The organism is Sphingomonas sp. ASY06-1R (assembly GCF_052180265.1).
GTDB lineage: Bacteria > Pseudomonadota > Alphaproteobacteria > Sphingomonadales > Sphingomonadaceae > Sphingomonas_I.
The window spans coordinates 3,889,371-3,916,366 of sequence record NZ_CP197464.1 but is presented as its reverse complement, the minus strand read 5'-3'; the positions used below and the strand labels follow the sequence as shown (position 1 = coordinate 3,916,366).

General features: G+C 65.2%; 20 protein-coding genes and 1 pseudogene. 14 read left to right on the top strand and 7 right to left on the bottom strand.

Annotation, left to right across the window (positions count from 1 at the left end; genetic code table 11):
• Nucleotides 1–364 precede the first annotated feature (364 nt).
• The 12 genes from ACSBM8_RS18460 (at nucleotide 365) to ACSBM8_RS18405 (ending at nucleotide 14,272) form a co-directional block, all read left to right on the top strand.
• Nucleotides 365–1,276, top strand: a complete 912-nt coding sequence (locus tag ACSBM8_RS18460) for a sulfite exporter TauE/SafE family protein (protein ID WP_442681641.1) — start codon at nucleotides 365–367, stop codon at nucleotides 1,274–1,276.
• Complete coding sequence (locus ACSBM8_RS18455; protein WP_442679447.1) at nucleotides 1,273–2,043, top strand: TIGR02186 family protein; 771 nt, start codon at nucleotides 1,273–1,275, stop codon at nucleotides 2,041–2,043. Before ACSBM8_RS18460 ends, ACSBM8_RS18455 begins: the two co-directional genes overlap by 4 nt.
• 138 nt (nucleotides 2,044–2,181) lie before the next feature.
• Nucleotides 2,182–2,439: a hypothetical protein gene (locus ACSBM8_RS18450; protein WP_442679446.1), complete on the top strand. Its 258-nt coding sequence runs from the start codon at nucleotides 2,182–2,184 to the stop codon at nucleotides 2,437–2,439.
• A 64-nt stretch (nucleotides 2,440–2,503) separates the two neighbouring features.
• Nucleotides 2,504–3,190 (top strand): ribose-5-phosphate isomerase RpiA, encoded by a 687-nt coding sequence (gene rpiA, locus ACSBM8_RS18445; RefSeq protein WP_442679445.1) that lies wholly within the window; start codon nucleotides 2,504–2,506, stop codon nucleotides 3,188–3,190.
• A 107-nt stretch (nucleotides 3,191–3,297) separates the two neighbouring features.
• Complete coding sequence (gene tkt / locus ACSBM8_RS18440; RefSeq protein WP_442679444.1) at nucleotides 3,298–5,370, top strand: transketolase; 2,073 nt, start codon at nucleotides 3,298–3,300, stop codon at nucleotides 5,368–5,370.
• Nucleotide 5,371: 1 nt separating this feature from the next.
• Entirely contained in the window at nucleotides 5,372–8,173 is a 2,802-nt protein-coding gene (locus ACSBM8_RS18435; RefSeq protein WP_442679443.1) for a bifunctional transaldolase/phosoglucose isomerase, read from the top strand.
• Between the two features lie 138 nt (nucleotides 8,174–8,311).
• Nucleotides 8,312–9,289, top strand: a complete 978-nt coding sequence (gene gnd, locus ACSBM8_RS18430; RefSeq protein ID WP_442679442.1) for a phosphogluconate dehydrogenase (NAD(+)-dependent, decarboxylating) — start codon at nucleotides 8,312–8,314, stop codon at nucleotides 9,287–9,289.
• A gap of 120 nt (nucleotides 9,290–9,409) precedes the next feature.
• On the top strand, nucleotides 9,410–10,840 hold the full coding sequence (gene zwf / locus ACSBM8_RS18425) for a glucose-6-phosphate dehydrogenase (protein WP_442679441.1): 1,431 nt from the start codon (nucleotides 9,410–9,412) through the stop codon (nucleotides 10,838–10,840).
• The gene (locus ACSBM8_RS18420) at nucleotides 10,837–11,646 is read left to right on the top strand and encodes a Cof-type HAD-IIB family hydrolase (protein ID WP_442679440.1); all 810 of its coding nucleotides are present in this window, start codon (nucleotides 10,837–10,839) and stop codon (nucleotides 11,644–11,646) included. Before zwf ends, ACSBM8_RS18420 begins: the two co-directional genes overlap by 4 nt.
• 1 nt (nucleotide 11,647) lies before the next feature.
• The gene (locus ACSBM8_RS18415) at nucleotides 11,648–12,397 is read left to right on the top strand and encodes an HAD-IIB family hydrolase (RefSeq protein WP_442679439.1); all 750 of its coding nucleotides are present in this window, start codon (nucleotides 11,648–11,650) and stop codon (nucleotides 12,395–12,397) included.
• A 173-nt stretch (nucleotides 12,398–12,570) separates the two neighbouring features.
• Nucleotides 12,571–13,239, top strand: a complete 669-nt coding sequence (locus ACSBM8_RS18410; RefSeq protein WP_442679438.1) for a phosphorylase family protein — start codon at nucleotides 12,571–12,573, stop codon at nucleotides 13,237–13,239.
• A gap of 89 nt (nucleotides 13,240–13,328) precedes the next feature.
• Nucleotides 13,329–14,272, top strand: a protein-coding gene (locus ACSBM8_RS18405) for an IS630 family transposase (protein WP_442679301.1) whose coding sequence is annotated in 2 segments (ribosomal slippage) — nucleotides 13,329–13,665 and nucleotides 13,665–14,272 — 945 coding nt in all. Because the reading frame shifts where the segments join, the coding sequence is not laid out codon by codon here.
• Between the two features lie 12 nt (nucleotides 14,273–14,284).
• Here the strand turns inward: ACSBM8_RS18405 and ACSBM8_RS18400 are convergent.
• The 7 genes from ACSBM8_RS18400 to ACSBM8_RS18370 form a co-directional block, all read right to left on the bottom strand.
• Entirely contained in the window at nucleotides 14,285–15,199 is a 915-nt protein-coding gene (locus tag ACSBM8_RS18400; RefSeq protein ID WP_442679437.1) for a dimethylarginine dimethylaminohydrolase family protein, read from the bottom strand.
• 97 nt (nucleotides 15,200–15,296) lie between these two features.
• Nucleotides 15,297–16,046: a Crp/Fnr family transcriptional regulator gene (locus tag ACSBM8_RS18395; RefSeq protein ID WP_442679436.1), complete on the bottom strand. Its 750-nt coding sequence runs from the start codon at nucleotides 16,044–16,046 to the stop codon at nucleotides 15,297–15,299.
• A gap of 55 nt (nucleotides 16,047–16,101) precedes the next feature.
• A complete protein-coding gene (locus ACSBM8_RS18390; RefSeq protein WP_442679435.1) occupies nucleotides 16,102–17,151 on the bottom strand; it encodes a glycerophosphodiester phosphodiesterase in 1,050 nt (349 codons plus the stop codon).
• Nucleotides 17,152–17,206: 55 nt separating this feature from the next.
• A complete protein-coding gene (locus tag ACSBM8_RS18385; protein ID WP_442679434.1) occupies nucleotides 17,207–19,801 on the bottom strand; it encodes a TonB-dependent receptor in 2,595 nt (864 codons plus the stop codon).
• A 125-nt stretch (nucleotides 19,802–19,926) separates the two neighbouring features.
• Nucleotides 19,927–20,643 (bottom strand): DsbA family protein, encoded by a 717-nt coding sequence (locus ACSBM8_RS18380; protein ID WP_442679433.1) that lies wholly within the window; start codon nucleotides 20,641–20,643, stop codon nucleotides 19,927–19,929.
• A complete protein-coding gene (locus tag ACSBM8_RS18375; protein ID WP_442679432.1) occupies nucleotides 20,640–22,016 on the bottom strand; it encodes a M48 family metalloprotease in 1,377 nt (458 codons plus the stop codon). Before ACSBM8_RS18375 ends, ACSBM8_RS18380 begins: the two co-directional genes overlap by 4 nt.
• 85 nt (nucleotides 22,017–22,101) lie before the next feature.
• On the bottom strand, nucleotides 22,102–24,843 hold the full coding sequence (locus ACSBM8_RS18370; protein ID WP_442679431.1) for an Rne/Rng family ribonuclease: 2,742 nt from the start codon (nucleotides 24,841–24,843) through the stop codon (nucleotides 22,102–22,104).
• A gap of 530 nt (nucleotides 24,844–25,373) precedes the next feature.
• On the opposite strand from ACSBM8_RS18370, the pseudogene ACSBM8_RS18365 reads away from it, so the two are divergent.
• Both ACSBM8_RS18365 and ACSBM8_RS18360 read left to right on the top strand, forming a co-directional pair.
• A pseudogene (locus ACSBM8_RS18365) lies at nucleotides 25,374–26,165 on the top strand (N-acetylmuramoyl-L-alanine amidase family protein); the annotation flags it as partial.
• The gene (locus tag ACSBM8_RS18360) at nucleotides 26,162–26,914 is read left to right on the top strand and encodes a class I SAM-dependent methyltransferase (protein ID WP_442679430.1); all 753 of its coding nucleotides are present in this window, start codon (nucleotides 26,162–26,164) and stop codon (nucleotides 26,912–26,914) included. The pseudogene ACSBM8_RS18365 and the gene ACSBM8_RS18360, both read left to right, overlap by 4 nt.
• Nucleotides 26,915–26,996: the final 82 nt, after the last annotated feature.

Below are 26,996 nucleotides of genomic sequence, written 5' to 3'. Positions count from 1 at the left end.
AGGGATCGGACCCGCGTCGCCCCGGTAGGCTGCTCCGTTATCACTTTGCCGGCACGTCGACTGGCGGCGATCATATGTCTGCCCCGTCATGCCAGCGCAGGCTGGCATCCACGGACTGCGCCCGACGCCGTTCCGCCGATGGCGGGGCAGGCTGCCGGAGCGGATACATCCTGATCGTCATGGCCTGCGGTGTGCGACATGGACCCCAGCCTGCGCTGGGGTGACGGTGGATGTGGGAGGCCGTCTGTCCGCCAAACCTGTCATGCAGCGCAGGCTGGCATCCACGGGCTTCGCCCCCGCCGTCCGCCGGGGCGACGCGAACGCCATGGTTGAAAGGGCGGCCGGGACCGGGTCTAACGTCGCCATGCACCTGTACCTTCCGATTGCCGGTCTTTCGGTCAATGCGCTGGTGATCGTGCTGCTGGGCGGCGCCGTCGGGATCCTGTCGGGCATGTTCGGTGTGGGCGGGGGCTTCCTGACGACCCCGTTGCTGATCTTTTATGGCGTGCCCCCGGCGGTGGCGGTGGCATCGTCCGCGACGCAGATCACCGGCGCCAGCGTCTCCGGCCTGATCGCGCATAGCAAGAGGCAGGGCGTCGACTTCCGCATGGGGAGCGTGCTGGTGGCGGGCGGGGCGGTGGGATCGGTGATGGGCGGGTTCATCTTCCGCCTGCTGCAGACGACCGGCCAGATCGATACGATCATCGGCATCCTCTATGTCGCCATGCTCGGCTGGATTGGGCTGACGATGGCGCGCGAATCGATGCGCACCGTGGTGGCGCAGAAGCAGGGCGGCGCGCCGCCGGCGCAAAAGCGGCATCGGCGGCTGGTGGCAGCACTGCCGATGCGCTGGCGATTCTATGGTGCGGGTCTTTATATTTCGCCGCTGGCACCGTTCCTGCTCGGTCTGGTGACGGGGTTGCTGACCGTGCTGATGGGCGTCGGCGGCGGCTTCATCCTGGTGCCGGCCATGATCTACATTTTCGGCGTCTCCACGCGGGTTGTGGTGGGCACGTCGCTGTTCCAGGGCCTGTTCGTCACCGCGACGACCACGCTGGTCCATGCGCTCACCACCCACGCGGTAGACCTGGTGCTGGCGGGGCTGCTGCTGATCGGATCGGTGACGGGCGCGCAGATCGGATCGCGGCTGGTGCAGCGGGTGCGGCCCGAACGCGCCCGCCTGATGCTGGCCTTGCTCGTGCTGGCGGTCGCGATCCGGATGGCGTTCGGGCTGACCTGGCGGCCCGATGCGATCTACACGGTGCAGGGATTGTGAGGCGGTTGCTGGGCCTGCTGGCAGCGCTGCCGCTGCTGATCGGTGCGGCCGAACCGCGGCTGGTGCCGGATGTTTCGGATTCGCGGATCGACATCGCCTATAGCTTCACCGGCGCCGAGCTGCTGCTGTTCGGTGCGATCCTCTATCCGGGCGGGCGGGCGCCGACCCCGGATACGGACGTCGTCGTCGTGATCAAAGGCCCGTCCGAACCCCTGCTGGTGCGGGAGAAAGCCAAGGTCGCGGGCATTTGGGTCAACCATGCGAGCGAGCGTTTTCGGTCGGTGCCGAGCTTCTATGCGGTCGCGACATCGCGCCCGCTGGACAAGCTGGTCTCGCCGCGGACGGCGGCCATTTACGAGATCGGGATCGGCAATCTGCTGTTGTCGCCGGCGAACGGTTCCAGCGCCAAGGAGCAGGCGCGGTTCGAACATGGCTTGGTCGAGCTGAAACGCAGCAGCGGCCTGTATGCCGAGCATGTCGGGGCCGTATCGGTGCGTGAAGGCGTGCTGTATCGCGCGCTGATCCCGATCCCGGCGCGCGTGCCGATCGGCAATTATACGGCCGAAACCTATCTGATTCGCGAAGGCCGCATCGTCGCGGTGGCGACGCGCGAAATCGCGATCGGAAAATCGGGGTTCGAACGCTTCGTCGCGACGGCAGCGGAGGATCATCCGCTCCCTTATGGGCTGACCGCCATTGCGCTGTCGCTGCTGCTGGGCTGGCTGGCCGCGATCGGCTTCGGGCGGGTGAGTCGCTGGGGCCGGTAGGACCGTACCGTAATGACGGAGCGTGAGATGCAACGGATGAAGGCGTTCTGGAACGAGTGCGGCAGCGGCGTGACGTCGGCTGTCGGCAAGGAGGTGGACCTGCCCGAAGCGCGCCGGCTCTAGGCCGATCTGAGCGGCGTGGAGGGCAATTTCTTCGGGCTGATCGACGCGCAGGACCGGACGATCCAATTCTATTTCGAGGACGGCATTCCCGACGAGGTCGAGGATGCGCGTCATCTGCGGATCGTTCTGATGGATTTCGCAGATGTCGACAATGACGGATCCCATGTCCGCCGCGTCACCATCGGTGAGGTGCAGGGCTTGATCGAAACCGCCTTCCAGGTCGGCGCGGATCCTCGCCAGTTCAGGGGACTGCAGTTCGAGTCCTGGTTATAGACGGGGCGCGACACGCGCAGGGCGGGTACTTGTCTGACCAGGAAGGACGGCGCATCTGGCCGCTATGTCCCAGGATGATGACAAACGCCGCGCCGCCCTTGCCGCCGCCGATGAGGTGAAGGACGGCATGCTGGTCGGGCTCGGTACCGGTTCGACGGCGGTGTTCCTGATCGACGAGCTTGGACGGCGCTTTGCCGGAGGCTTGCGCTTTCGGGCGGTCGCGACGTCGCTGAGCAGTGAGGCCCAGGCCAAGGCGCTTGGCATAGAGGTGCTGCCTTTTGCAGACGTCGCCGCGATCGATCTGGCGATCGATGGAACGGACGAGATCGACCCGCAATTTCGCGCCATCAAGGGGGCGGGCGGGGCAATGCTGCGCGAGAAATGCGTGGCCGCATCGGCGACGCGGATGATTGTGATCGCCGATGGCTCCAAACAGGTCGCGCAACTGGGGACGATGCCGGTGCCGTGCGAGACGCTGCCCTTCGCGCTGGCCTTTGTCCGCGCGGCGGTGGAGCGATTGGGGGCACGGGTCGTGTTGCGGACCAAAAGCGACGAACCCTATCGCACCGATCAGGGCAATTTCGTGCTCGATTGCCATTTCGGACCCATCGCCGCGCCCGCTGAGCTCGCCGCACAGCTGTCATCGATACCGGGCATGATCGGGCATGGCCTGTTCATCGATGAGGTCGATGCGTTCTATATCTCCGATGCGGGGCAACTAATCGTCAAGGAGCGGCTTCTTTCCGACTAAAGCCAACCTACGTTACACCAAAGGGCAGTTCGCCCGCTCCAAGCGTTGCACCTATCGCGATATCGGGTCTAACGGCCCTCTGCCCGACGACCATAGAAGGGAATCACATGTCGACCAGCCCTGCGCCCACGAACCTTCACGAGGACGGTTCGCCCGACCGGCTAGCGATCGACACGATCCGCACGCTTTCGATGGACGCGGTCGCCAAGGCGAAGTCCGGCCATATCGGCACGCCGATGGGCCTGGCCCCGGTTGGCTACACTTTGTGGTCGCAATTCCTGCGCACCGATCCGGACCGGCCCGATTGGCCGAACCGCGACCGTTTCGTGCTCTCCGTCGGCCATGCGTCGATGCTGCTCTATTCGCTGATCCACCTCGCCGGGATCAGGGAGATCGACAAGGACGGCAAGCCGAGCGGGGCCGAAGCCGTCAGCCTCGACGATATCAAGAATTTCCGCCAGCTCGGATCGAAGACGCCGGGCCACCCCGAATATCGCCACACCACCGGCGTCGAGACGACGACCGGCCCGCTGGGTGCGGGCTGTGCCACCTCGGTTGGCATGGCGATCTCCGAGCGCTGGTTGGCGGCGCGCTATAATCGCGACGGCTTCGCCCTGTTCGACCATGACATCTACGTGCTGTGCGGCGACGGCGACATGATGGAAGGTGTCGCCAGCGAAGGCGCCAGCCTCGCAGGGCACCTCAAGCTCAGCAATCTTTGCTGGATCTACGATTCGAACCATGTGTCGATCGAGGGCGGCACCGATCTCGCCTTCGACGAGGATGTCGGCAAACGCTTCGAAGCCTATGGCTGGAACGTCATCCATGTGAACGACGCCAACGACACCGCCGCGGTCGCCGCCGCGATCGAGACGTTCAAGAAGACCGACGACAAGCCCACCTTCATCGTCGTCCATTCGATCATCGGCTATGGCAGCTCGATCCAAGGCACGGCCAAGGCGCATGGCGAGGCGATGACCGCCGACGATATCCGCGGCACCAAGAAAGCCTATGGCTGGCCCGAGGATGCGCAATTCCTAGTCCCCGACGGCGTCGCCGAGCGCTTCAATGCGGCGATTTCCGGGCGCGGCAAGCCGCTGCGCGAGCAATGGTTCGAAATGCTGGAACGCTACAAGGCGGCCGAGCCGGACTTGGGCAAGGAACTCGGTGCGCTGCTCGCGGACAAACTGCCGGACGGCTGGGACGCGGACATCCCGACCTTCCCCGCCGACGAAAAGGGCATGGCCACGCGCGACGCGGGCGGCAAGGTTTTGAACGCGATCGCGCCCAAGCTGCCGTGGCTGGTCGGCGGATCGGCCGATCTGGCGCCCTCGACCAAGACCCTGATCGACAATGGCGGCTCGTTCCAGGCGGACAGCTATGACGCGCGCAACCTGCATTTCGGCGTGCGCGAACATGGCATGGGCTCGGCCGTCAACGGCATGGCGCTGTCGCACCTGCGATCCTACTCGGCGACCTTCATGGTCTTTTCCGATTATATGCGGCCGCCGATCCGGCTGGCCGCGATCATGGAGATCGGCGTCGCCTTCGTCTTCACGCACGATTCGATCGGCGTCGGCGAGGACGGCCCGACCCACCAGCCGATCGAGCAGCTCATTTCCCTGCGCGGGATCCCCGGGTTGGACGTGATCCGGCCGGGCGACGCCAACGAGACCGCCTGGGCGTGGAAGGCCGCCTTGCTGTCGGGCAACCAGCCGACGGCCTTGATCTTCTCCCGTCAGGCCATGCCGACGCTCGATCGTTCCAAATATGCGAGCGCCGAAGGGCTGATGAAGGGTGCGTATGTGTTGGCAGGGGCGGACGATCCGGAGGTCGTGTTGATCGGCACAGGATCCGAAGTCAGCCTGGTCGTCGCCGCGCATGAGAAGTTGATCGAAGCAGGCGTGCGCTCGCAGGTCGTCTCGATGCCGAGCTGGCACCTCTTCGAGAAGCAGGACCAGGCGTATAAGGACAGCGTCCTGCCGCCCCATATCGATGCGCGGATCGCGGTCGAGATGGGCAGCGAGGTGGGTTGGGATCGCTATGTCGGGCGCACCGGCCGAACCATCACCATGTCGACCTTCGGTGCATCGGCGCCGCTCGCCAAGCTGCAGGATAAGTTCGGCTTCACCGCCGATCATATCGTCAAGGTGGCCAACGAATTGCTTGGGAAGAACTGATATGACCAGCCTGCTCGAACAGCTTCGCGACAGCGGCCAGGCGCCGTGGCTCGATTTCGTCGATCGCACCTTCCTGACGGAAGGCGGCCTCAAAAAGCTGGTCGAGGAGGATGGCGTCACCGGCGTCACGTCCAACCCGTCCATCTTCGAGAAGGCGATGGGCCATGGCGAGGCCTATGACGAGGAATTCGGCCAGTTCGTGCAGGCGCATGCGGGCGCATCGATCACCGACACCTATGAAGCGCTGGCAATCAGCGACATTAAGGCGGCGGCGGATACGTTGCGCCCGGTCTATGACCGCACCGGCGGGCAGGACGGCTATGTCAGCCTAGAAGTGTCGCCCTACCTCGCCAACGGCACCGAGCCGACGATCGAGGAGGCGCGTCGCCTGTGGGGCCAGGTCGATAAGCCCAATCTGATGGTCAAGGTGCCGGGCACCAAAGAGGGGGCCCCCGCCGTCCGCCAGCTGATCGAGGACGGGCTCAACATCAACGTCACGTTGCTGTTCAGCCTCGATAGCTACATTGCGGTGGCCGAAGCCTATACGGCGGGCTTGGAAGCGCGGGTGAAGAAGGGTGAGCCGATCGACAAGATTGCGAGCGTCGCCAGCTTCTTCGTCAGCCGCATCGATGCGCAGATCGACAAGAAGATCGACACGCGCCTGGCCGCCAACGATGCCGAATCCGACGCGCTGAAGGCGGTGCGCGGCAAGGTCGCGATCGCCAACGCCAAGATGGCGTATCAATGGTATCAGGATTTCGTCGCCTCCGATCGCTGGAAGGCGCTGGAAGCCAAGGGGGCGCAGCGGCAGCGGCTGTTGTGGGCCTCGACCGGCGTCAAGGACCCGGCCTATCCCGACACGCTGTATGTCGACAGCCTGATCGGGCCGGAAACGGTCAACACGCTGCCGCCCAAGACGATGGATGCGTTCCGCGACCATGGCACGCTGGCGCGCACGCTCGACGCGGATGTGGATGCGGCGAAGCATGTGCTGGCGGAAGCCGACCGGCTGGGTCTCGACCTGGCGGGCGTGACCGAGACGTTGGTGCATGACGGCGTGAAATTGTTCGCCGACGCGGCGGACGCGCTGCTCGGGGCGATTGCCGCCAAGCGGGCGGCGCTGGCCGGCGACAAGCTCGACACGATCGAGGCACATCTGCCCGACGGGCTCGCCAAAACGGTCGAGGCGCGGCTGGAAACGGCGCGCGCAGACGCCTGGGCACGCCGGCTGTGGCAGCATGACGCCTCCGTCTGGACGGGCGGGGACGAAGCCAAATGGCTCGGCTGGCTCGCGGCCGGCCAGGGCAAGCAGGTCGATCATGCGGCGCTCAAGGCCATCGGTGAGAAGGCCAGGGGCCATAAGGATGTGGTGCTGCTCGGCATGGGCGGCTCCAGCCTCGGGCCGGAAGTGCTCGCCGAGATGATCGGCGCGGCGCCGGGTTCGCCGACCGTCCACGCGCTGGATTCGACCGATCCGGGCCAGATCAGCACGGTCGCCGGCAAGATCGACCCCAAGGAAGCGCTGTTCCTGGTGGCGTCCAAATCAGGCTCGACGATGGAGCCGGAACTGCTGCGCGCCTATTTCTGGGAGCTGGCGGGGCAGGATGGCAGTCGCTTCATCGCGGTCACCGACCCAGGCTCCAAGCTGGAGAAGCTCGCCAAGGAGCATGGCTATTTGGCCATCTTCCTCGGCGATCCGGCGATCGGTGGGCGCTATTCGGTCCTGTCGGTATTTGGCATGGTGCCGGCGGCTTTGATGGGGATCGATGTCGACGATTTCTTCGCCAAGGCGGCGCCGATGGTGCAGGCCTGCGGGCCGGATGCGCCCCCGGCGGTGAACCCCGGCGTGCATCTCGGTGCGATCATCGGCGAGGCGTCGGTCGCGGGCCGCGACAAGCTGACCATCCTGACCTCGCCCGAGCTGGAGCCGGTTGGTGCGTGGCTGGAGCAGCTGCTGGCCGAATCGACGGGCAAGCATGGCAAGGGCATCGTTCCGGTCGATCTGGAGCCGCTGAGCCCGGCGGAAGATTATGGGACGGACCGGATCTTCGCCGTCCTGTCGCTGAAGGGCGACGAGGATGCAGAGCTGGACGCGCATGTCGATGCGCTGATTGCGGCCGGCCAGCCGGTGGTGAAGATCGGCCTGTCGGACAAGCAGCTGATCGGTCAGGAATTCTTCCGTTGGGAAATTGCGACCGCGATTGCGGGTGCGGTCATCGGGATCGATCCGTTCGATCAGCCCGACGTGGAAGATGCCAAGATCAAGACGCGCGAACTGGTCGATGCCTATGAGAAATCGGGCAGCCTGGCGCCGGAAACCGCATTCCATGAGGATGCGGATCTCGCCTTCTTCGCGCCGGGCGAGCATGCGTTCGCGCCGAGCGATCCGGTCGAGATTTTGCGCACGCATCTCGCGAGCGCAAACCCCGGCGATTATGTCGGCTTCCTCGCTTATATCGAGCGCAATGACGAGCATGAGGCGGCGATCGCCCGCATGCGCGAGGCGGTGGTCGAAGCGCGCGGGGTCGCGACCGTTGCCGGCTTCGGCCCGCGTTTCCTCCATTCCACCGGCCAGGCCTATAAGGGCGGACCCAAGAGCGGCGTGTTCCTGGAGATCACGCGCCAGCCCGATCCGGATCTGTCGATCCCGGGCCGCAAGGCGAGCTTTGGCAATGTCCAGATCGCGCAGGCACGGGGCGATCTCGACGTGTTGGCGGAGCGTGGGCAGCGTGTGTTGCGGGTCCATCTGAAGACCGGCGACCTCGGCAAGCTCGAAGCCTTGGTGAATGAAGCTTTGAAGTGAGGGGCTTGCCGTCAGCCCAGGCTTAGTTCGGTATCCACGATGGCGCAGATTCCGGTCGGTCCGGCGCGCGCCTTCGGGGACTTCGGAACAAGTCTGGGATGACGGTGTAGAAGCACCGCAGATCGGGAGTTTGAAGTAATGCGGATCGCAATGATCGGCCTCGGCCGAATGGGCGCAGGTATTGTCCGGCGCCTGCTGAAGGCGGGCCATGAGGCGGTCGTGTTCGATCGGAACCAGCCGGCCATCGATGCGCTCGTCGCGGAAGGCGCGATTGGCGCGTCCGGGCTCGACGATCTGCGCGGCAAGCTCGAAACGCCGGCGATCTTCTGGGTCATGCTGCCCGCCGGCGATCCGACCGAGCAGACGATCGCGGCGCTGGCCGGCCATTGCGCAAGCGGCGACATCATCATCGATGGCGGCAACACCTTCTACAAGGACGACATTCGCCGCGCGAAAAGCCTGCGCGAAAAAGGCATCGAATATGTCGATGTCGGCACGTCGGGCGGCGTGTGGGGGCTGGAGCGCGGCTATTGCATGATGATCGGCGGACAGGGCCCGGTGATCGACCACCTGGATCCGATCTTCGACGCGCTGGCACCGGGCCTTGGCACGATCCCCCGCACGCCCGGCCTGACGCAGGAGGATCAGCGCGCCGAGAAGGGCTATATCCACGCGGGGCCCGCCGGTGCGGGCCATTTCGTGAAGATGATCCACAACGGCATCGAATATGGCCTGATGCAGGCCTATGCGGAAGGCTTCGACATCCTAAAGGGCAAGAAGTCGGACAAGCTGCCGGAGGACGAGCGGTTCGACCTCAACCTCAAGGACATTGCCGAGGTATGGCGTCGCGGTTCGGTCATTTCGTCCTGGCTGCTGGACCTGACGGCGATCGCGCTGGCCAAGGATCCGGAGCTGGAGAATTTCTCCGGCCGGGTCGCCGATTCCGGCGAAGGCCATTGGACGGTACAGGCGGCCATGGAAGAAGCGGTGCCGGCCAATGTGCTGACCACCGCTTTGTTCGCGCGCTACCGCAGCCGGGTGGAGCATACGTTCGGCGATCAGGTTCTATCGGCGATGCGCTTCGGCTTCGGTGGGCATGTCGAGATACCGCAGTGAGGGTTTTGCCACTGCTCCCCTCCCCTTCAGGGGAGGGGCTGGGGGTGGGGCCTACCCACAGGCGCCAGGCCCAGAATAGAGGCCCCACCCCAACCCCTCCCCTGAAGGGGAGGGGCTAAGATGGCGGCAAAGCTGAAGCCTGCTCCGCCGGCCACCCTCGTCATTTTCGGCGCGACGGGCGATCTCGCGCGGCGGCTGTTGGTGCCGGCCATTGCCAATTTGTGCAGCGACGGGTTGATCGGCGAGAGCCTGAATATTCTCGGCATCGGTTCGCGCGACGGCGGCGACGAGGATTTGCGGGCCGGCCTCGACGAATTCGCGCCGCAGGGCGATTGCTGGCACAAGCTGCGCAGCCGCATATCCTATCTGCAGGGCGATTTCACGCAGCCGCAGGTGTTTGAGGATCTGAAGGCGCGGCTGGGCGACGGCAATGTCGCCTTTTATCTGGCCACCCCGGCGCAATTCTTCGGCCCGATCATCGAGAGCCTGAGCAAGGCCGGCTTGATGGAGGAGACGGATGGCCGCTTCCGCCGCGTCGCGGTGGAAAAGCCGTTCGGGCACGATCTTCCCTCGGCGCGCGCGCTCAACGCGCAGATCCTCGCCCAGGTGGACGAGACGCAAGTGTATCGGATCGACCATTTCCTGGGCAAGGAGACCGTCCAGAACATCATGGTCGCACGCTTCGCCAATCCCTGGATCGAAGCGATCTGGAACAATCGCTATATCGACAGCGTGCAGATCACGGCCGCCGAGACGGTCGATGTCGGCACGCGCGGCGCTTTTTATGATGCGACCGGCGCACTGCGCGACATGGTGCCCAACCATCTGTTCCAGCTGCTGGCAATGGTCGGCATGGAGCCGCCCAACGACCTGTCCGCCGATTCCGTGCGTACCGAAAAGGCCAAGGTCCTGGTCGCGGTGCGTGAGCCGAGCCCGGCCGAAGCGCGCGCCGACAGCGTGCGCGGCCAGTATGACGGCTATCGCAAGACCGCCGACGTCGCCGCCAAGAGCGATGTCGAAACCTATGTCGCGGTGAAGCTGTTCGTCGATACGTGGCGCTGGGCGGGCGTGCCCTTCTATCTGCGGACCGGCAAAGCGCTGAAGGCGCGCGACACCGAGGTGGTCGTCACGTTCAAGCCGGTGCCGCTGGCCTTGTTCCGCGACACGCAGGTTGCCGATCTTCCGCCCAATCGGCTGGTGATGCAGCTGCAGCCGGATGAGGGCATTTCGCTCGACTTCATGGTCAAGAAGCCGGGGCCGAAGGTGCAGGCCGTGCCGGTCGCACTGGACTTCCACTATGCGGACCGGTTCAAGATTGGCGGCCGTACCGGCTATGAAACTTTGCTCTACGATATGATGATGGGGGATCAGACCTTGTTCCAGCGTGCCGATCAAATCGAGGCGGGCTGGTCCGCCGTCCAACCGTTCCTGGATTCCTGGGCCAAGGGCAAAGGCAAGGTCGAGCGCTATAAGCGTGGCTCGGACGGCCCGGCAGGCGCGGCCGAACTGCTCGAGCGCGACGGACGCCAGTGGCACGAGATCGGCGGATGAGCCTGCGTTTCGTTATCTCCGACGTTGACGGCACGCTCGTCAACAACGCCAAGAAGCTGACCCAGCCGACGATCGACGCGGTCGCCAAGCTGCAGGCGGCGGGTGTGCCCTTCACCATCATCAGCGCACGGCCACCGTCCGGCATCGCCTTTCTGGTCGAGGCGCTGAAACCGACCGGGCCGATCGCGGCCTTCAACGGCGGCACGATCATCGCGCCCGACGGATCGGTGGTGGAGCGCCACATGCTGGATCGCGACGTGGTCGAGAAGAGCTTTGCCATTGCCGGCAAGTCCGCCGCCACGCCATGGATTTTCGCCGAAGGGCGTTGGCATATCGTCGATCCGAACAACCCGCATGTTCCGCATGAGGTGCTGGCATCGGCGCAGCAGCCGCTGATCGAGACGGATATGACGCCGCTGTTCGGTGAAGTCGACAAGCTCACCTGGGTCAGCGACGATCCCGCGCTGCTCAAGGATCTGCATGCGCAGATGGACGCCGTGATCGGTAGCACCGCCACGGTCGGCCAGAGCCAGACCTATTATCTCGATCTGACCAGTCCGGTCGCCAACAAAGGTGAGGGCGTCGCGACACTGGCCCGCACCGCCGGCGTCGACCTGGCCGAGGTCGCGGTGCTGGGCGATCAGTTCAACGACGTGCCGATGTTCGAACGGGCCGGCATCGCCATCGCGATGGGCCAGGCGCCGGACGCGGTCAAAGCCAAGGCCGGCTATCTTTCCACCAGCAACAATGATGATGGCGTCGCGCATGCGATCGAAACGATCCTGCTGCCGATGCTGAAGGGATGATATGAAGACGCTGATTGCATTCGATCTGGACGGCACGCTGGCGCTCAGCAAGCAACCGCTGGATGACGAGATGGCGGACCTGCTCGGTCAGCTCACCAACGTCGCGATGGTGGACATCATCTCCGGCGGCGACTGGCCGCAATTCGAGAAGCAGGTGATCAGCCGGATGCCCGGCCATGCCAACCTGGCTAATTTCATCGTCCAGCCGACCACAGGGACCAAGCTGTACCGGTACCAGGACAGCGCCTGGACGCAGATCTACGCCGAGCTGTTCAGCGACGACGAGAGCCAGAAGATTCGCGATTCGCTGAAGGCCGCGGTCGAGCAGGCGGGCTATGCGCATGAGCAGGTGTGGGGCGAGCAGATCGAGGATCGCGGCAGCCAGATCACCTTCTCGGCGCTCGGCCAGCAGGCGCCGCTCGAGGCCAAGGACAAATGGGATCCCGATCACGAGAAGCGCAAGAAACTGCAGGCGATCCTGCAGGGCATGCTGCCCGATCTGTCGATCAACATGGGCGGATCGACCTCGATCGACATCACCCGCAAGGGCGTCGACAAGGCCTATGGCCTGAAACATCTGAGCGACACGGTCGGCGTGGCGCTGGACGACATCCTGTTCCTGGGCGATGCGATCTTCCCGGGCGGCAACGATTATCCCGCCAAGACGCTGGGGCTGGATACGGTGCGCGTGCGCGATGTCGCCGAGACCAAGGCGGTGGTGACCGGGCTGATCGCCTGTTTGAAGGCATAATGAAAGCTCATTTACCTAACCCGCTCATGCTGAGTAGGGACCGAGTAGGCCTGCAGGGCCGTATCGAGGGCCCGTATCGAAGCATCCTTGCTTAATGGTCCTTCGATACGGGCTCTCGATACGCTGCCTCCGGCAGCTACTCGATCCCTACTCAGGATGAGCGGGAGAGTTTGATGAGCGTCCAACCCATCATCGTCGTGACCGGATTCACGCGTGAAGTCCGCACCGTCGAAGGGCCCGGCATCGTCGCCATTGCGGGCGGGGGCGCACCCGCGCAGCTGGAACGGGCGCTGGACGCGGCGGCCGCTGCAGGCGCGCGGGGGATCGTCAGCTATGGCCTGACCGGCGGGCTTGCCGAGGGGCTGCGTATCGGGGACTGGATCGTGGGCGACCGGCTGACCGGAGCGATCGATCATGGCTGCCATCCCGGCTGGCGCGATGCGATTGCGGCATCCCTGCCCGGTGCGCGTGTCGGGACCTTCTTCGCCGACGGTCGCATGATCGATACCGTCGCCGAAAAGCGCGCATTGGGGGAGCGGCACGGCGCGTTGGCGGTCGATATGGAAAGCCACGTCGCCGCTAAGGTCGCGCGCGCGCATGATCTTCCGTTCGCGATCGTACGGATCGTGTCGGACGAAGTGGGCCATTTGCTGCCGCACGCCATCACCGTGTCGATGCGACCGGATGGCGGGTTCCATCGGGAAGCGATGCGGCAGTCGCTGGCGGACGATCCCGCGCAGATGCGCGATGTCGTCCAGACGATGGCGCAATTCGCGACCGGCTTTCGCGGTCTTCGCCGCGGCGCGCGGCTGTTGGGCGACGGCCTGGCCTGCCCCGTCTAGAGGCTGAGTCGGCTGGCCTGAATCGGTTTGTGATTCACAAGTTGCGATAAGTCTGATTCAAGCTGCTGGCCGTTGGGAGGTCGGCAGATGTGGGTCGAGCCTATTCAGATGATCTGCGTGAGCGGGTAGCGGCATCGGTGTTGGGTGGCCGGTCGTGTCGGGCGACAGCTGAGCTGTTCGGCGTCAGTGTGGCGAGCGCGGTGAAGTGGTCACAGCGTCTTCGGGCGACTGGCAGTGCCGCGGCGCGGCCGTTGGGGCGCCGGCAGCCGCGCTCCCTTGCGGCGGAGCGAGCGTGGCTGCTGGAGCGGCTGGCGACCAAGCCGGACGTGACGCTGCGTGCGCTGGTTGCGGAACTGGGCGAGCGCGGCGTGGTGACGAGCTACGGTTCGGTATGGCGGATCGTGCGCGAGGCCGGCGTGACGTTCAAAAAAAGACGCTGATCGCCCGCGAGCAGGACCGGCCGGCGATCGACCGGCGTCGGGCGCAATGGCGCAAGTATCAGGGCCGGATCGATCCGCGGCGGCTCGTCTTCATCGACGAAACATGGGCCAAGACCAACATGACCCGACTGCGCGGCTGGTGCGCCCGCGGCCTGCCGCTCGTTGCCAAGGTTCCGCACGGTCACTGGCGCACGCTGACCTTTCTGGCAGCGCTCCGGCACGACCGCATCGACGCACCGCTCGTGCTCGACGGTCCCGTCAACGGCCAGAGCTTCACGGCGTATGTCGAGCAGTTCTTGCTGCCCACCCTCTCGCCCGGCGACATCGTCGTCATGGACAACCTGGGCAGCCACAAGGGCAAGGCCGTCCGCCAGCTCATCCGCTCCGCCGGTGCCAGGCTCCTGTTCCTGCCGCCCTACTCGCCCGACCTCAACCCCATCGAGCAGGTCTTCGCCAAGCTCAAGACATTGCTGCGCAAAGCCGATCCGCGCTCAGTTGAAGCAACATGGCGCCAGATCGGATCACTCCTCGACGCCTTCCCACCAAACGAATGCGCAAACTACCTTCGCAACAGCGGATACGCTTCAGCTTAGATGGATCAGACTCTAGCGGGTTGCCGGCTGCCGCAGCAGCGGCATGGTCAGGCAGTGTATCCCGCCGCCACACCGGGTGAATTGGGAGATGTCGACCGACTGCACGTCCAGCCCACGGTCCGTCAGCAAGGCGTTGACGCGGCCATTATGCGCCGACGACAGGATTCGATCCTGGCCTGCGGACAGGATGTTGCAACCGAGCTGCATCGCTTCTTTGTAGGAGACCGCGATCGTTTCGATATCGAGCCGGTCGAGCGTTGCCAGAAAGGCATCGCTCAACACGTCGGTGCAGGCCAGTGCCAGGTTGGGGCGCACCATGCAGAATTGCGTGTCGAGATGGAGAAAATGGGGGTCGAAGCGATAGATCACCGCTTCCCAGCCAGCCGCTTCGAACATCGCCGCAACGCTGCTCGCGCCGTCGTCGTTGGTCCGTTCGCCCGAGCAGCCAATGAAGACGAGTCCGGGCCGCGCGATGCAGATATCGCCGCCCTCGACCGTGCCGTCCCGTACCGTATCAAAAATCGGGATGCCCGCCCCACGCGCGAACCGCAGCAGATGGTCTACTTCGCGCGCACGATGCGGCATGGCCGGATTCAGGCCCAGCAAGCCCCAGGGCGTGGTCACCGCTGCGTCGCGGGTGAAGCAGAGATCGGCCAAGTCGGGATCTGCCGGGATCAACCGGCACCGCACATTCCATCGCTCCAGCGCCTTCTGAAGCGCGCGATGCTGCCGCATCGCGTCCAGCTGCGACACGGCGAAACCGCCGCGCAGGCTGGCGCGCGTTGCCGCACAGCAAGGTACGGGTTCCAGGTGGGACGGCACTGCCAGCAGCACGTCCAACAATGTATCGGTTTCGCCGGAGACGCCGACGACAATGTCGTCGACATTCGACCCGGCAGCATAAGCGTAATCAAGTTCCAGCTTCAACGAACGTCTCCGGTAGCGCGGAGACAAAGGTTGCCCGGCAGCTAAGTTCCCGATTTTATTGGGAAGTTAACTTGTATTAGCTGGACGGGTCGGTCGATTACGGCAGCAGGGACGGGGCAATCCCATCCAATTGGAGATAGCGCGAGTCGAAATCCGCGGCGGATCGCAGGGCGTTCCAATCCATGACTTTGACGGTGCGTCCGGAGACACTGACAATCTCCGCCTTGCGCAAGGCGGCAAGGGTGCGATTGACGTGAATCGCGGTCAGCCCCACCGCGTCCGCCAGATGCGCCTGGTTGATCGGGAAGGCGAAACTCATGCCGTCGAGCATGCCGATCCGTTCATAGCGCGCCGCCATTTCGCAGAATAAGTGGGCGATGCGCGCGCGGGCGTTGCGCCGGCCGATATTGAGGATCCATTCGGCGGTGATCGCCCCATCCAGCGTGCAATCGCGCCAGAACGCCTTGCCGAGCGAGGGGGATTTTTCGACGAGCGCGTGGATGGCCGCATGCGGGACGCGGACCACCGTGGTCTTGGTCAGCGCGGTCAGCGCCCAGCTGGAACGTGGCAGCACGTAGGAATAGAGATCGGGCATATCGCCCGGAATGTAGAGCGCCGAAATCTGGCGACTGCCGTCGCGCGTTTCACCAAAACGCGCCATCAGGCCGTCGCCGACCAGGCAGGTGCGATCGACAATTTCACCCAGGCTGACCAGATCGCGATTGGCGTCAATGACCGCCACGTCCCCGGGCAGCGCCAGCACCGCCGCGCGTTCGTCATCCGACAGCAGGGATCGCGCCGAGATGCGGTCCAGAAAAAGCGTTAGCGCGGCGGTGCGTGCATTCATTCCTGCAGATTGACCGAAGATTGACCAAAGACAAGCTGAATGCGCGCGCGCTGGCTCAGAGGCTATTCAGGGCGCGTCGGCCCAGACCCGGGTCATCGCTGAAGAAGCCGTCTATACCTGTACGGATATAGGCCTGTATCTCCCGCACCGACCCGGATTCATTGCGAAATGCAGGGTCGGTACCGGCGCGGAAATCGGCCGCCAGGAAGTAGTTTTCCGGACGGAATGTCCAGATATGCACGAGCAAGCCGGCTTTGTGGGCATCCGTGACCAGCGATGTGGGGGCACCCAGCGTGCTGTCCGCATTCAGGGGGATGATGGCGCGCGTGGGCGGTGCGATGACGTCGGCATAGCGGGCAACGTCAACCAGCCCGGCAGGTGCTACCATCTCCGCATAGCTTGGCCCGCGCCCGGCCTTGACGACATCGGCGGGCTTGCCGCTGGCAGGATCGACCAGCTGCATCAGGCGAATGTTGGGCTTCCGCCCCAATTTGGCGCGGAGATAGCGAAGGTTGGCGATTTCGAAGGATTGGATTTCCAGCGGGCAGCGCCGGGGATAATCGTGCGCCGCCAGGCTGGCGAGGAAACGATCCTCCAGCGGCAGGCCGATCCCGGCGAAATAGGTCGAATGCTTCAGCTCCGGCACGAGCCCGACCATGCGCCCGCGCGTGGCGGATTCCGCCGCCGCAAAATCGATGATCTCCTGCCAGGTCGGAATGTCGAACTGGCCGTCATATTTTGCGTTTTGCGGGCGCAATTGCGGCAGCCGCTCGATCGCACGCAGCGTCTTCAGTTCGGCCAGCGTGAAATCCTCGACGAACCAGCCTTCCTGTTGCTGGCCGTCGACCGTCTTGGTCGTCTTGCGATCCGCAAACGCACCGCGCTTCGCGACATCGGTCGTCTGCACGATATTATTCTCGTGACGTGCCACCAGCACGCCGTCCTTCGTCACGCACAGATCGGGTTCGATATAATCGGCCCCGTCGACGATCGCCTTGGCATAGGATGCCAGCGTATGTTCGGGCCGCAGCGCGGAGGCGCCGCGATGCCCGAATATCTCAACCTTGCGCGGGAGCGACGCATAGGCGCCGCTCCCCCCGATCATACAGGCCGCCCCAGCGAGAATAACGACCGCCTCCCTGCGGCTGACCGAGTGCATATCAGAGCCCGATCGAGAGCGTCAGAAACCACTGACGCGGCGCGATCGGGTAGGCCGAATAATTGTTGGTGGCCGACCCGACCGAGAGCGTCGATATGCCTTTCTTGTCGGTCAGGTTGGTCACGTTGAGCGCGAGCTCGGCCTTGCGCAGGTGGAGCCAATCGGCCGGGATCTGCGCGGCAATGCGCAGCGAGGTGAGGAAGTAGGACGATACCGACGCATCGTTGCTGAAGGTCGCGTAACGACGCCCGACATAATCGCCGATCACCTGCGCCTCGAACGGCCCCGCGTTGAAGGTCGCGACGGTTTTGTTCATCCACTTCGGCGTGCCCGGCAGCTGCTTGCCGCAGGTCGGCACGACGCCGCCGGTGACCAGCTGGCCGCCAATGCATGTGCCGGTGGCGGCACCGATTCCGATGGCGGCCGCCGTATAGTCGCTCTGATATTTGGACAAATTGTACGACGTCGCATTGTAGAGCGAGACGGCGCGACCGAGGCGCAACGTGAACGCCGCATCGACACCGTCGGTATGCACGTCGCCGACATTGACGAGGATCGATGTGCCGCCCGTGATGCCGCCGCCGGCGATGCCACCGGGATTGGTCGAGATGGCGAGCAGGCGGTTGTTGAAGACGACGTGATAATAATTGATCTGCGCCTGCAGATTGACGCCGTTGCCGAAGCTGCGGTTGGAGCGCAGCCCGCCTTCATAGGTCCAGCTGGTTTCCGGCTTTCCTTCGTTCTTGAAGGCATCGAACGCGGCCTGGCTGCCCGTGAACCAGGGGCCGCCACCGCCCGCCAGATAGGCCTGATACTGACGCAGATTCTTCTGGATGTTGAAGTAGAGCTGCTCCTGCCCGGTCACGTCATAGGTCGCGCCGATCGCCGGCAGGAACCAGCGCTTCGTGTTGATCGTGCCCTGGGGCAGCCCACCGGAAAGGCCGGAGAGCGAGCCCGCCTTGGGCTGGACGGGGAAACGGCCGTCGGCCCATTGCGCGCTGGTCTTGAAGCCGCCCTGGATGAGCAGCTTCGGGGTGACGCGCCAGCTGTCCTGGATGTGCAGCTGCAGCTGCTTGATCGTCGCATCGCCCTGATATTGCGTGAAGAGCGGCTTCGCCACGTCGAGCGGACGGATGTACGGCGTGCTGTTGCCCGGATTGTTCACGTCCACGGCATACCAGCGGCGCCATTGGGTCGTGCTGTTATGTTCGTACCAGCCACCGAATTCGACCTGATGCGCACCCAGATCCAGCTTCATCGCCGAGATCACGCCGTAGCGCGAAATGCGATATTCGGTGGTGCGGGTGATCAGGCCCGAGCCGCCGGTGGCCGCCACCAGAGCGGCGCCGGACGCGGCCGCCTGCGCATCGGTCAGCCCGGTGCACGCGGACGGACGGACGCCGTTGCCATTGGCGCCGAAGCGACAATTGCTGGGCAGGGTGCCGTAATTGGGATCGAGATAGGCTTGCGCGGTCGTGATCGACTGACCGAGCGGACCGGCGACCACGCCGGCACCGTCATTGTGGTGGTAATAGCCGGTCGTCGACCAGGTAACGTTGCTGGAGAGCTTTGCGTCATAGCGGGCGTAGCCGAGATAGTCGGTGCGCTGCGCATCGGAATAATAATTGCGGTAATTACTGCCCTGGGACGCCGGCGAATTGCCGAGCGGGCTGAGATAGCTCGTCCGGTAGCCCGCGAAATCGGGGTAGAAGAACGGCTTGGTATACGGCGTGTACAGCTGGACCGGGGTGGCCGTGCCGCCTGCCGACGGACGGAAGAAGACCGTTGCGTCCTCGTTCGGCTGGGTGAAATCATTATAGTCGAAATAGAGGGTCAGCTTGCCGGCGCTGTCGTCGTGGACGAACTTGGCATTGGCCTGCCAGCCGCCCTGCTTCCCGTTGAAATCCCAGGCGCGGGCGCGCTGGCGCGCGCCGGACAGATAGAGCGAGTTGGCGCCGTTCGGGCCAAAAGTGCCGCTGTCGACGCGCACGAAGCTGCGCGATGTGCTGTAGCTGCCGACGGTCTGCGCCGCCTGCAGGCCCATCTGCGCCAACGGATCGGACGAGAAGGTCTCGACCGTACCGCCAAGGTTGCTGTTCGATGCGGTGGCAAGATCGCCCGCGCCCGCCGCGACGACCACGCGGGCGACGTTTTCGGAGATGGCCGCGCGCTGGGGCGAGAGGCCGTTATAATTGCCGTAGCTCTGGTCGCCGAGCGGCAGCCCGTCCATCGTGTAGCCGAGCTGGTTCGCAGCGAAGCCATGGATGAAGATCTGCGCATTCTGCTCGTTATAGCCCCACGGATCGGCCGTGATGTACAGGACGCCCGGCAGCGTCTGGATCGCCTTCAGCGGCGAAACACCGGGCAGAATCTTCTGGATTTCGGCCTGGGAAATGGCGGTCGCGGAGCGCGTCGTTTTCGCACCGGTGACGATGATCGTCCCCCCATCGGTGTCATCGGCCGCAGCATCGGCGGGGGCGGCGGCGTCAGCGGGTGTGCTCGCGGCGGGGGTAGCGTCCGTCGCTGCGGCCTGCGCGGCGCCCGCCGAAAGGCTGGCTGCCACCAAGGCGATCAACGAAATATGCGAACGGACCATGTATTCCCCCGAGTTGCTGCATTGCAATGCGGGGGTCGGTAGCGGCGGCTTTGTAGATTTTCCGTGACGGGGCCATTGCGCTTTTGTGACGGTGCCAAACCGTGCAAAAATGCAACGACGCGCGCTCAGCCGGTAGGTTTGCGCGCCTCGGCGATGGCGGCGGTCATGGCATCGCTTCCGATCGCGCCCTGGAAGGTGCGTTCGCCGATGACGAAGAAGGGCGTCGCGCCGATCTGCATGCGGCGCGCCAGGCTCAGATTGGAGGCGAGCTCCGCCTCCACATCGGCCGCGCGCTGATCGGCCGTGAAGCGGCCTGCATCGAGCCCGGCTTTGCCGGCCGCAGCGGTGATCGCGGCCTTGTCCGGATGGTTGCCGGTGAACAGCGCCTGGTGGAAGGCGCGATATTTGCCCTGCTTCGCGGCGGCCAGCGCCGCCAACGCCGCCGCATCGCTATCGGGGCCGAGCACGGGCAGTTCGCGCCACACCACCTTCAGCTTGGGATCGCTGGCGAGCAGCGCATCGATCTCGCCCGCACTCGCGCGGCAGAAGGGGCAATTATAGTCGGAGAACATGACGAGCGTGACGTCGCCCTTGGGATTTCCTGCCCAGGCACTCTGGAAAGGACGTTCGATCGTCGCGCGATCCTCCCCGATCCGCAGCCGATCGATCGCCTCGTTGATGATCTCCGGATGGGCGACCACGTAATTGCGGACGGCGACCCGATCCGAGGGCGCACCGGAATCGGGCAGCAGGCGGCTGACGCCGAGGCCGGCACCCACGCCGATGACGGCGGTGGCGGCGATCGCTGCCAACGCCAGAGGCAGGCGGATTGTCTTGCTCATCTTTTCCTGCGGCGCTCCCGGTCGGCTTCATCGCGTGCGGTCAGCGCAAGATCCTGCGCGCGAATATAATCGGGGGTTCCCGCGGGGATACCGCGCAAGGCGATTTCCGCATTGGCGGCCGCCATCTGGGGCTGGCCCTGAAGGCTGAAACGCTCCGCGCTGGCGAGGGAGGCACGGGCCTCATCCCCCATGCGGGTATAGACCAGGCCCAGATCGTACCAGGCCTGCGGATTTTCATTGTCGCGCTGGACGGCGACCCCCAGCACCTGGGCCGCTTCCTTCAGATTATCGGGATTTTCGGAGGCGACCAGGGCGTTGCCGAGCAAAGCCGCGATCAGCGGGGTCGAGCGCGATTGCTGGACCGCTTCGCGCAACGGCGGAATGGCGTCGGCCGGCTTGCCGCTTTCCAGCAGGATCTGGCCTTTCAGTTCCAGGAAATAGGGATCGTGCGGCGCCGCGGCGAGCAAGGCGGCGACTTCGCGATTGGCGGCATCGGGATAGCCGCTCCGATGCCAGGCATAAGCGCGCGCATAATGGGCGGGGATGCTCTGGTCGCGCTCGGGGAATTTGTTCATGACGACGGGCGGTTCGTCGAGATAGCCGACCAGCTTCGCCTTGATCCGGGCATAGCGGGCCTGTTTCACCGGATCGACCGGGGCATTCCACCAGGGCGATTTTTCCAGGTCGCCCATCAGGGCGGCCTGGCGCTCGGCCGTCATCGGGTGATCGACCGCGAACGGATCGATCGAGGTGTAGCTGGGGGTGAGTCGATATTCCTCCTGGCGCAGCTTGCCGAAGAAGCTGATCATGCCCTTGCCGGAATAATGGGCGTCGTTGAGGTGGCGTACGGCCGAGGCGTCGGCGCTGCCTTCCTGCTGCCGGCTATAGGCAAGATATTTGCCCTGCGCGGCGCTTTGCCCGGCGGCCATGGCCAGCATGCCGGCAGGGCCCGCAACCACCGTCGCCGCAATGCCCGCCAGAAGGGACAGTAACGTGATGCGGCCGGCCGAGGCCATCGCATCGCCGCTGCGCACGGCATCGCCGCCCTCGATATGGCCAAGCTCGTGCGCGATCACGCCTTCCAGCTCATTCGCATTGTCCGAATGCTGGATCGTGCCGGAGTTGATGTAGATCGCCTGTCCGGTCGCGACGAAGGCGTTAATCTCGGAATCGTTGATGATGTAGAGCTTCAGCGCGCCCGGCGACAGGCCGGCCGAGACCGCCATGGGCGCGCTGATATCCGACAGAAATTGCTCGGTTTCCGCGTCGCGCAGGATCGAGGGACCGTTGCCCTGCGCGCAGACCTGCTCAGCCGGCAGCGCGACCGCAAGGACGGCCGCGCAGACGATCCAGGTCAGACGCTTTGGCGACATCGCCTCCTTCTCACGCGTGGGCCGCTGAACCGGCGCTGAAACATCATGGTCCCGCCCCGCCAATGCGGCGGGGCGGGATGATGTTTCAGGCGCCGAACGTCCGCTGCCACCAGCCCCGGCGGGGCTCGCCACCGGCTTCCGTCTCCGGCTCTGGTGCCGCAGTGGCGGCGGGTTCCGGGGTCGGTTCCGCCGCCGCTGCGGCGGCCGGCTCTTCGGCTACGACGGTGGGGGCGACTTCGGCTGCCGCCGCCTTGCTGGAGCGGCGTCGGCGGGGCGCCGGCGCTGGCGCGGGTTCGACCTCGGGCGTTGCCGCGATCGGTTCCTCGGCGGGGGGAGCGACCGCAACGACCTCGGCAGCCTCGACCGCCGGAGCCGCCTTCGGCCGGCGACCGCGCCGCGGCTTTGCCGGTGCTTCCTCGGCGACGGCGTCCGCGCTCGGCTCCGGTGCGGCGGCGGGCGTTTCCGCTACCGCGACCTCGGCCGGTGCGACGTCGGCCGCGACAGGCGCTTCGGCCTGCTTACGGGCACGCGGGCGACGGCGCGCGGCAGGCTTTGCCGGTTCGGCCGGCGGCGCGGCCTCAACCGGCTCCGCAACGCTTTCCTCGACCGCCAAAGGCTCGGGCGAAGCTTCGGGCGCTTCGCCAGGCGCGGTATCGTCGGCTTCGACCTCGACGGCGTCGCTGCCGCCTTGTGCCTCACCGCGATTCCGGCGGCGACCGCCGCGACGGCCACGACGACCACGGCGGCGCTCTTCTCCGCCTTCGCCTTCGCCATTGTCGCTGGTTGCCCGGGGCTCTTCGCCGTCTTCTTCCAGACCCGCCTCTTCCGAAGCCTCGCCCAGGGGCTCGCTGCCGGCGGCTTCGCCACCTTCGCCACCTTCGTCGCGGCGTCCGCCACGCCGACGACGGCGGCGACGGCGACGGCCGCCTTCGCTATCGTCGCGCGGCTCGCGCTCGCGGCCATTCTGTTCGACGGCGTCCGCCTCTTCGACCTCGTCCTCGATATCCTCGGCGAAGTCTTCGTCGGGCTCGGGAGCGATCTGCTGGGGCAAGCGCGGGGCGTGGCTGGGCGGCGGGCCGCTGGCTTCCACGGTCATGCGCGAGCCGTCCGGCTGGCCGTCGCTCAGGATTTCGATCAGCACGCCATAGCGGTCTTCGACGTCAGCCAATTCGGCGCGCTTGCGGTTAAGCACGTACAAGGTCGCTTCCTGGCTGGCGCGCAGCGTCAGGCGCGATCCGCGGCCGCGCGCGGCCTCTTCCTCCAGCAGGCGCAGCGCCTGCAGGCCGGACGAGGAGGGCGTGCGGATAAACCCGGTGCCGTCGCAATGCGGGCAGGTGCGGGTCGAGGCTTCGAGCACGCCGGTCCGCAGTCGCTGGCGGCTCATCTCAAACAGGCCGAAGCCGGAAATGCGGCCGACCTGGATGCGGGCGCGATCGTTCTTCAGCGCCTCCTTCATCGCCTTTTCAACCTTACGGTTGTTGGAGCTGTTCTCCATGTCGATGAAGTCGATCACGACCAGACCGGCCATGTCGCGCAGGCGCAGCTGGCGCGCAATTTCCTGCGCGGCTTCCAGATTGGTCGCGGTCGCGGTCTGCTCGATATTATGCTCGCGCGTCGAGCGGCCCGAGTTGATGTCGATCGACACCAAGGCTTCGGTCGGGTTGATGACGATATAGCCGCCCGATTTCAGCTGGACGACCGGCTGATACATCGCGGCCAGTTGATCCTCGACACCGAAGCGCTGGAACAAAGGAATCGCGTCCGAATAAGGCAGGATCTTCTTGGCGTGGCTCGGCATGAGCAATTTCATGAAGGTCCGCGCGGCATGATAGCCGTCCGCGCCCTCGACGATCACCTCGTCGATATCCTTATTGTAGATATCGCGGATGGCGCGCTTGATCAGATCGCTGTCGCGATAGATTTCGGCGGGCGCAGAGGAATGCAGTGTCTTTTCGCGAATCTCGTCCCACAAGCGGGCGAGATAATCGAAGTCGCGGCGAATCTCCGGCTTGGTGCGCTGCAGGCCGGCGGTGCGGACGATGCAGCCCATCGTGCGGGGCAGGTTCAGCTCGGCCAGGATCGACTTCAGACGCTTGCGGTCCGACGCGTTGGAGATCTTGCGCGAAATGCCGCCGCCATGGCTGGTGTTGGGCATCAGCACGCAATAGCGGCCGGCGAGGCTGAGATAGGTGGTCAGCGCCGCACCCTTATTGCCGCGCTCTTCCTTCACGACCTGGACCAGCAGCACCTGACGTCGGCGGATCACGTCCTGAATCTTGTAGCGGCGGCGCAGGTTCATCCGCTTCTGGCGGAGCGATTCGACGGCATTGCCATCGTCGCCGGTCGCGGTCGCCTGCGGTGCCGCGGGGCGATCGCCGTCCTCGTCATCGCCGTCATGATCATGATCGGCATGATCATGATCGGCATGATCTTCGGCCGCGTCGAGATATTCGGGGCCGCCATCGTCATCGAAGCGCTCATTGCCTTCGATCTCGTCTTCTTCGTCCTCGCGGGCGCGCAGCGCCTCTTCCTCAGCCGCATGCTCCGCCTCTTCCCGCAGCAGGGCCTCTCGGTCCTCCTTCGGGATCTGGTAATAATCGGGGTGGATTTCCGAGAAAGCGAGGAAGCCGTGGCGGTTGCCGCCATAATCGATGAACGCCGCCTGCAGCGACGGCTCGACCCGGGTTACCTTGGCAAGATAGATATTTCCCTTGAGCTGCTTATGCTCTTCGGACTCGAAATCGAACTCCTCGATGCGGTTACCTTTGACGACCGCCACACGGGTTTCTTCCCGGTGGCGCGCGTCGATCAACATACGCATGGACATTAAATGGTCTCCGGGCGCCCAGCCTGGCCGTCACGCGGCGGCGGGCGCGATAAAGGTAGGGTGCAAGGCTGGCGCGAAGACGCGCGTCCCCCATCCCGACGATGCTGTAGAAAATTGCCTCTGCCGCAATGCCATCCGGAGCGCATTTCGCGCCGGTGAGGCCCATTGCCCGCGCGTCGTCGGCCGGTTCGGCTCGACGGTGGGCAAGGGAAAAATGGCACATGCAGCTTCAACCTGGATCACCGGCCGCGATCCTCGCGCCGGGGGTGGACCGGCGGAGCGATACTCAACGCGCCGAGCCGGACGTTAAGCTGCCTAGCATCTACCCCCCACCCCGGCAACCCACCGTGCCCGCGCAATATTGCCGCCGCCGACGGTGTCACGCTGATCGGAAGTTGCGCGGAACCACCCGAACGGCGGTGGGATTCACAGTGCGCGCCTACCTTGCTAGGGACGGAGGCGTGCGCATGCCGATCGCCCTGCTGCCCTTGCTCCTGCTCGCCGTTCCGGCGAGCGGCGCGCGGCCGCCCAACAGCGCGAGCGCGGCGATCCCGCCGCGCCCATCGCGCATCTCGCTGCCCCCCGTGCAGGGGCCGCGCCGCGCCGATGCACCGTTGGTGGTGATCGATGCCGGCCATGGCGGCCACGATCCCGGATCGCTATCGCAAAGCGGCGACGCGCGCGAAAAGGACGTTGCGCTCAAGATCGCCCGCGCGATCCGCGACGAATTGCTCGCCGGCGGCAAGGTGCGGGTGGCGATGACACGGTCGGATGATCGCTTCCTGGTGCTGCAGGAGCGGCGCGAAATCGCGCGTGCGCTACGCGCCGATCTGTTCATCTCGGTCCATTGCGACAGCGCGCCCAATTCCGCCGCGCGCGGCGCCACCATCTACACGCTGTCCGAAACATCATCGGACCGGGTGGCGGCGGCGCTGGCGGCGCGCGAGAACAAGGCGGATGTGATCAACGGAATCGATCTGTCGCGCGAGACGAACGACGTCTCCTCGATCCTGATCGATCTCGCCCAGCGCGAGACGCTCAACACCTCGTCCGCCTTCGCTTCCGTCCTGCAGCGCGAATTGTCGCCCTTGATCGGGCTGAAACCGACCTTCCACAAATATGCAGGACTGATGGTGCTGAAGGCGCCGGACGTGCCGTCGGTCCTGCTGGAAACCGGCTATATTTCGAACAATGACGATCTCGCCTTGCTGACGTCGGAAGAGTATCGTCGCAAGATCGCCTTGGGTGTCCGCCGCGCGGTGGAGGCTCATTTTGCGCGACAACTGGTCGGAAAGACCAGGGACAGAGAGGAATTGCCATGATCCGCGTCGCGCACCTGACCGTCGCCTTGCTGCTTGCGGGTGTTCCCGCACTCTCCGCCGCCCCGACCCAGACGATTGCGGCAGCGGTCGCAGATCCAACCCGACCGGCTGCGGATCGCGAGCGCGATGCCGCGCGCAAACCGGCGGACATGCTGGCCTTTGCCGGGGTGAAGCCGGGCATGGTGGTGATCGATGTCTTGCCGGGCGGCGGCTATTTTACGCGCCTTTTCTCCACCGCCGTTGGGCCGACCGGCAAGGTGATTGGCTATGTCCCGGACGAAATGTATGCCGGACGCCCCAAGTCGCTCGATGCGGTCCAGGCCCTGGCGGCCGACCCGGCGCATGCCAATGTCCAGGCGCTGCACGATCCCGCGCTGGCGCCGGGCCCGGCCAATGTTGCCGACGTCGTGTGGACGTCGCAAAACTATCATGATCTGCACAATATCGCCGGTCTCGACATGGTTGCCTTCAACAAGGCCCTCTATCGCGCGCTGCGCCCCGGCGGGGTCTATATCGTGCTGGATCATGCGGCCGCGGCCGGGACGGGCGTGGCCGATACCAACACGCTCCACCGGATCGATCCGGCCGCCGTGCGCAAGGAAGTCGAAGCGGCCGGGTTCAAGTTCGATGGGGACAGCAAGCTGTTGGCGAATCCGGCCGATCCCCACAGCGCCAAGGTCTTCGACCCGGCGATCCGCGGGCATACCGACCAGTTCGTCCTGCGCTTCCGCAAGCCCGGCCGGACGTGAGCGGGAATCGGCCGTCTCGACCTTGGCCATGCCCGCCCGGCCGCATCATGACAGATTGGCTTTCGCCGCGCCCGATCAGCCT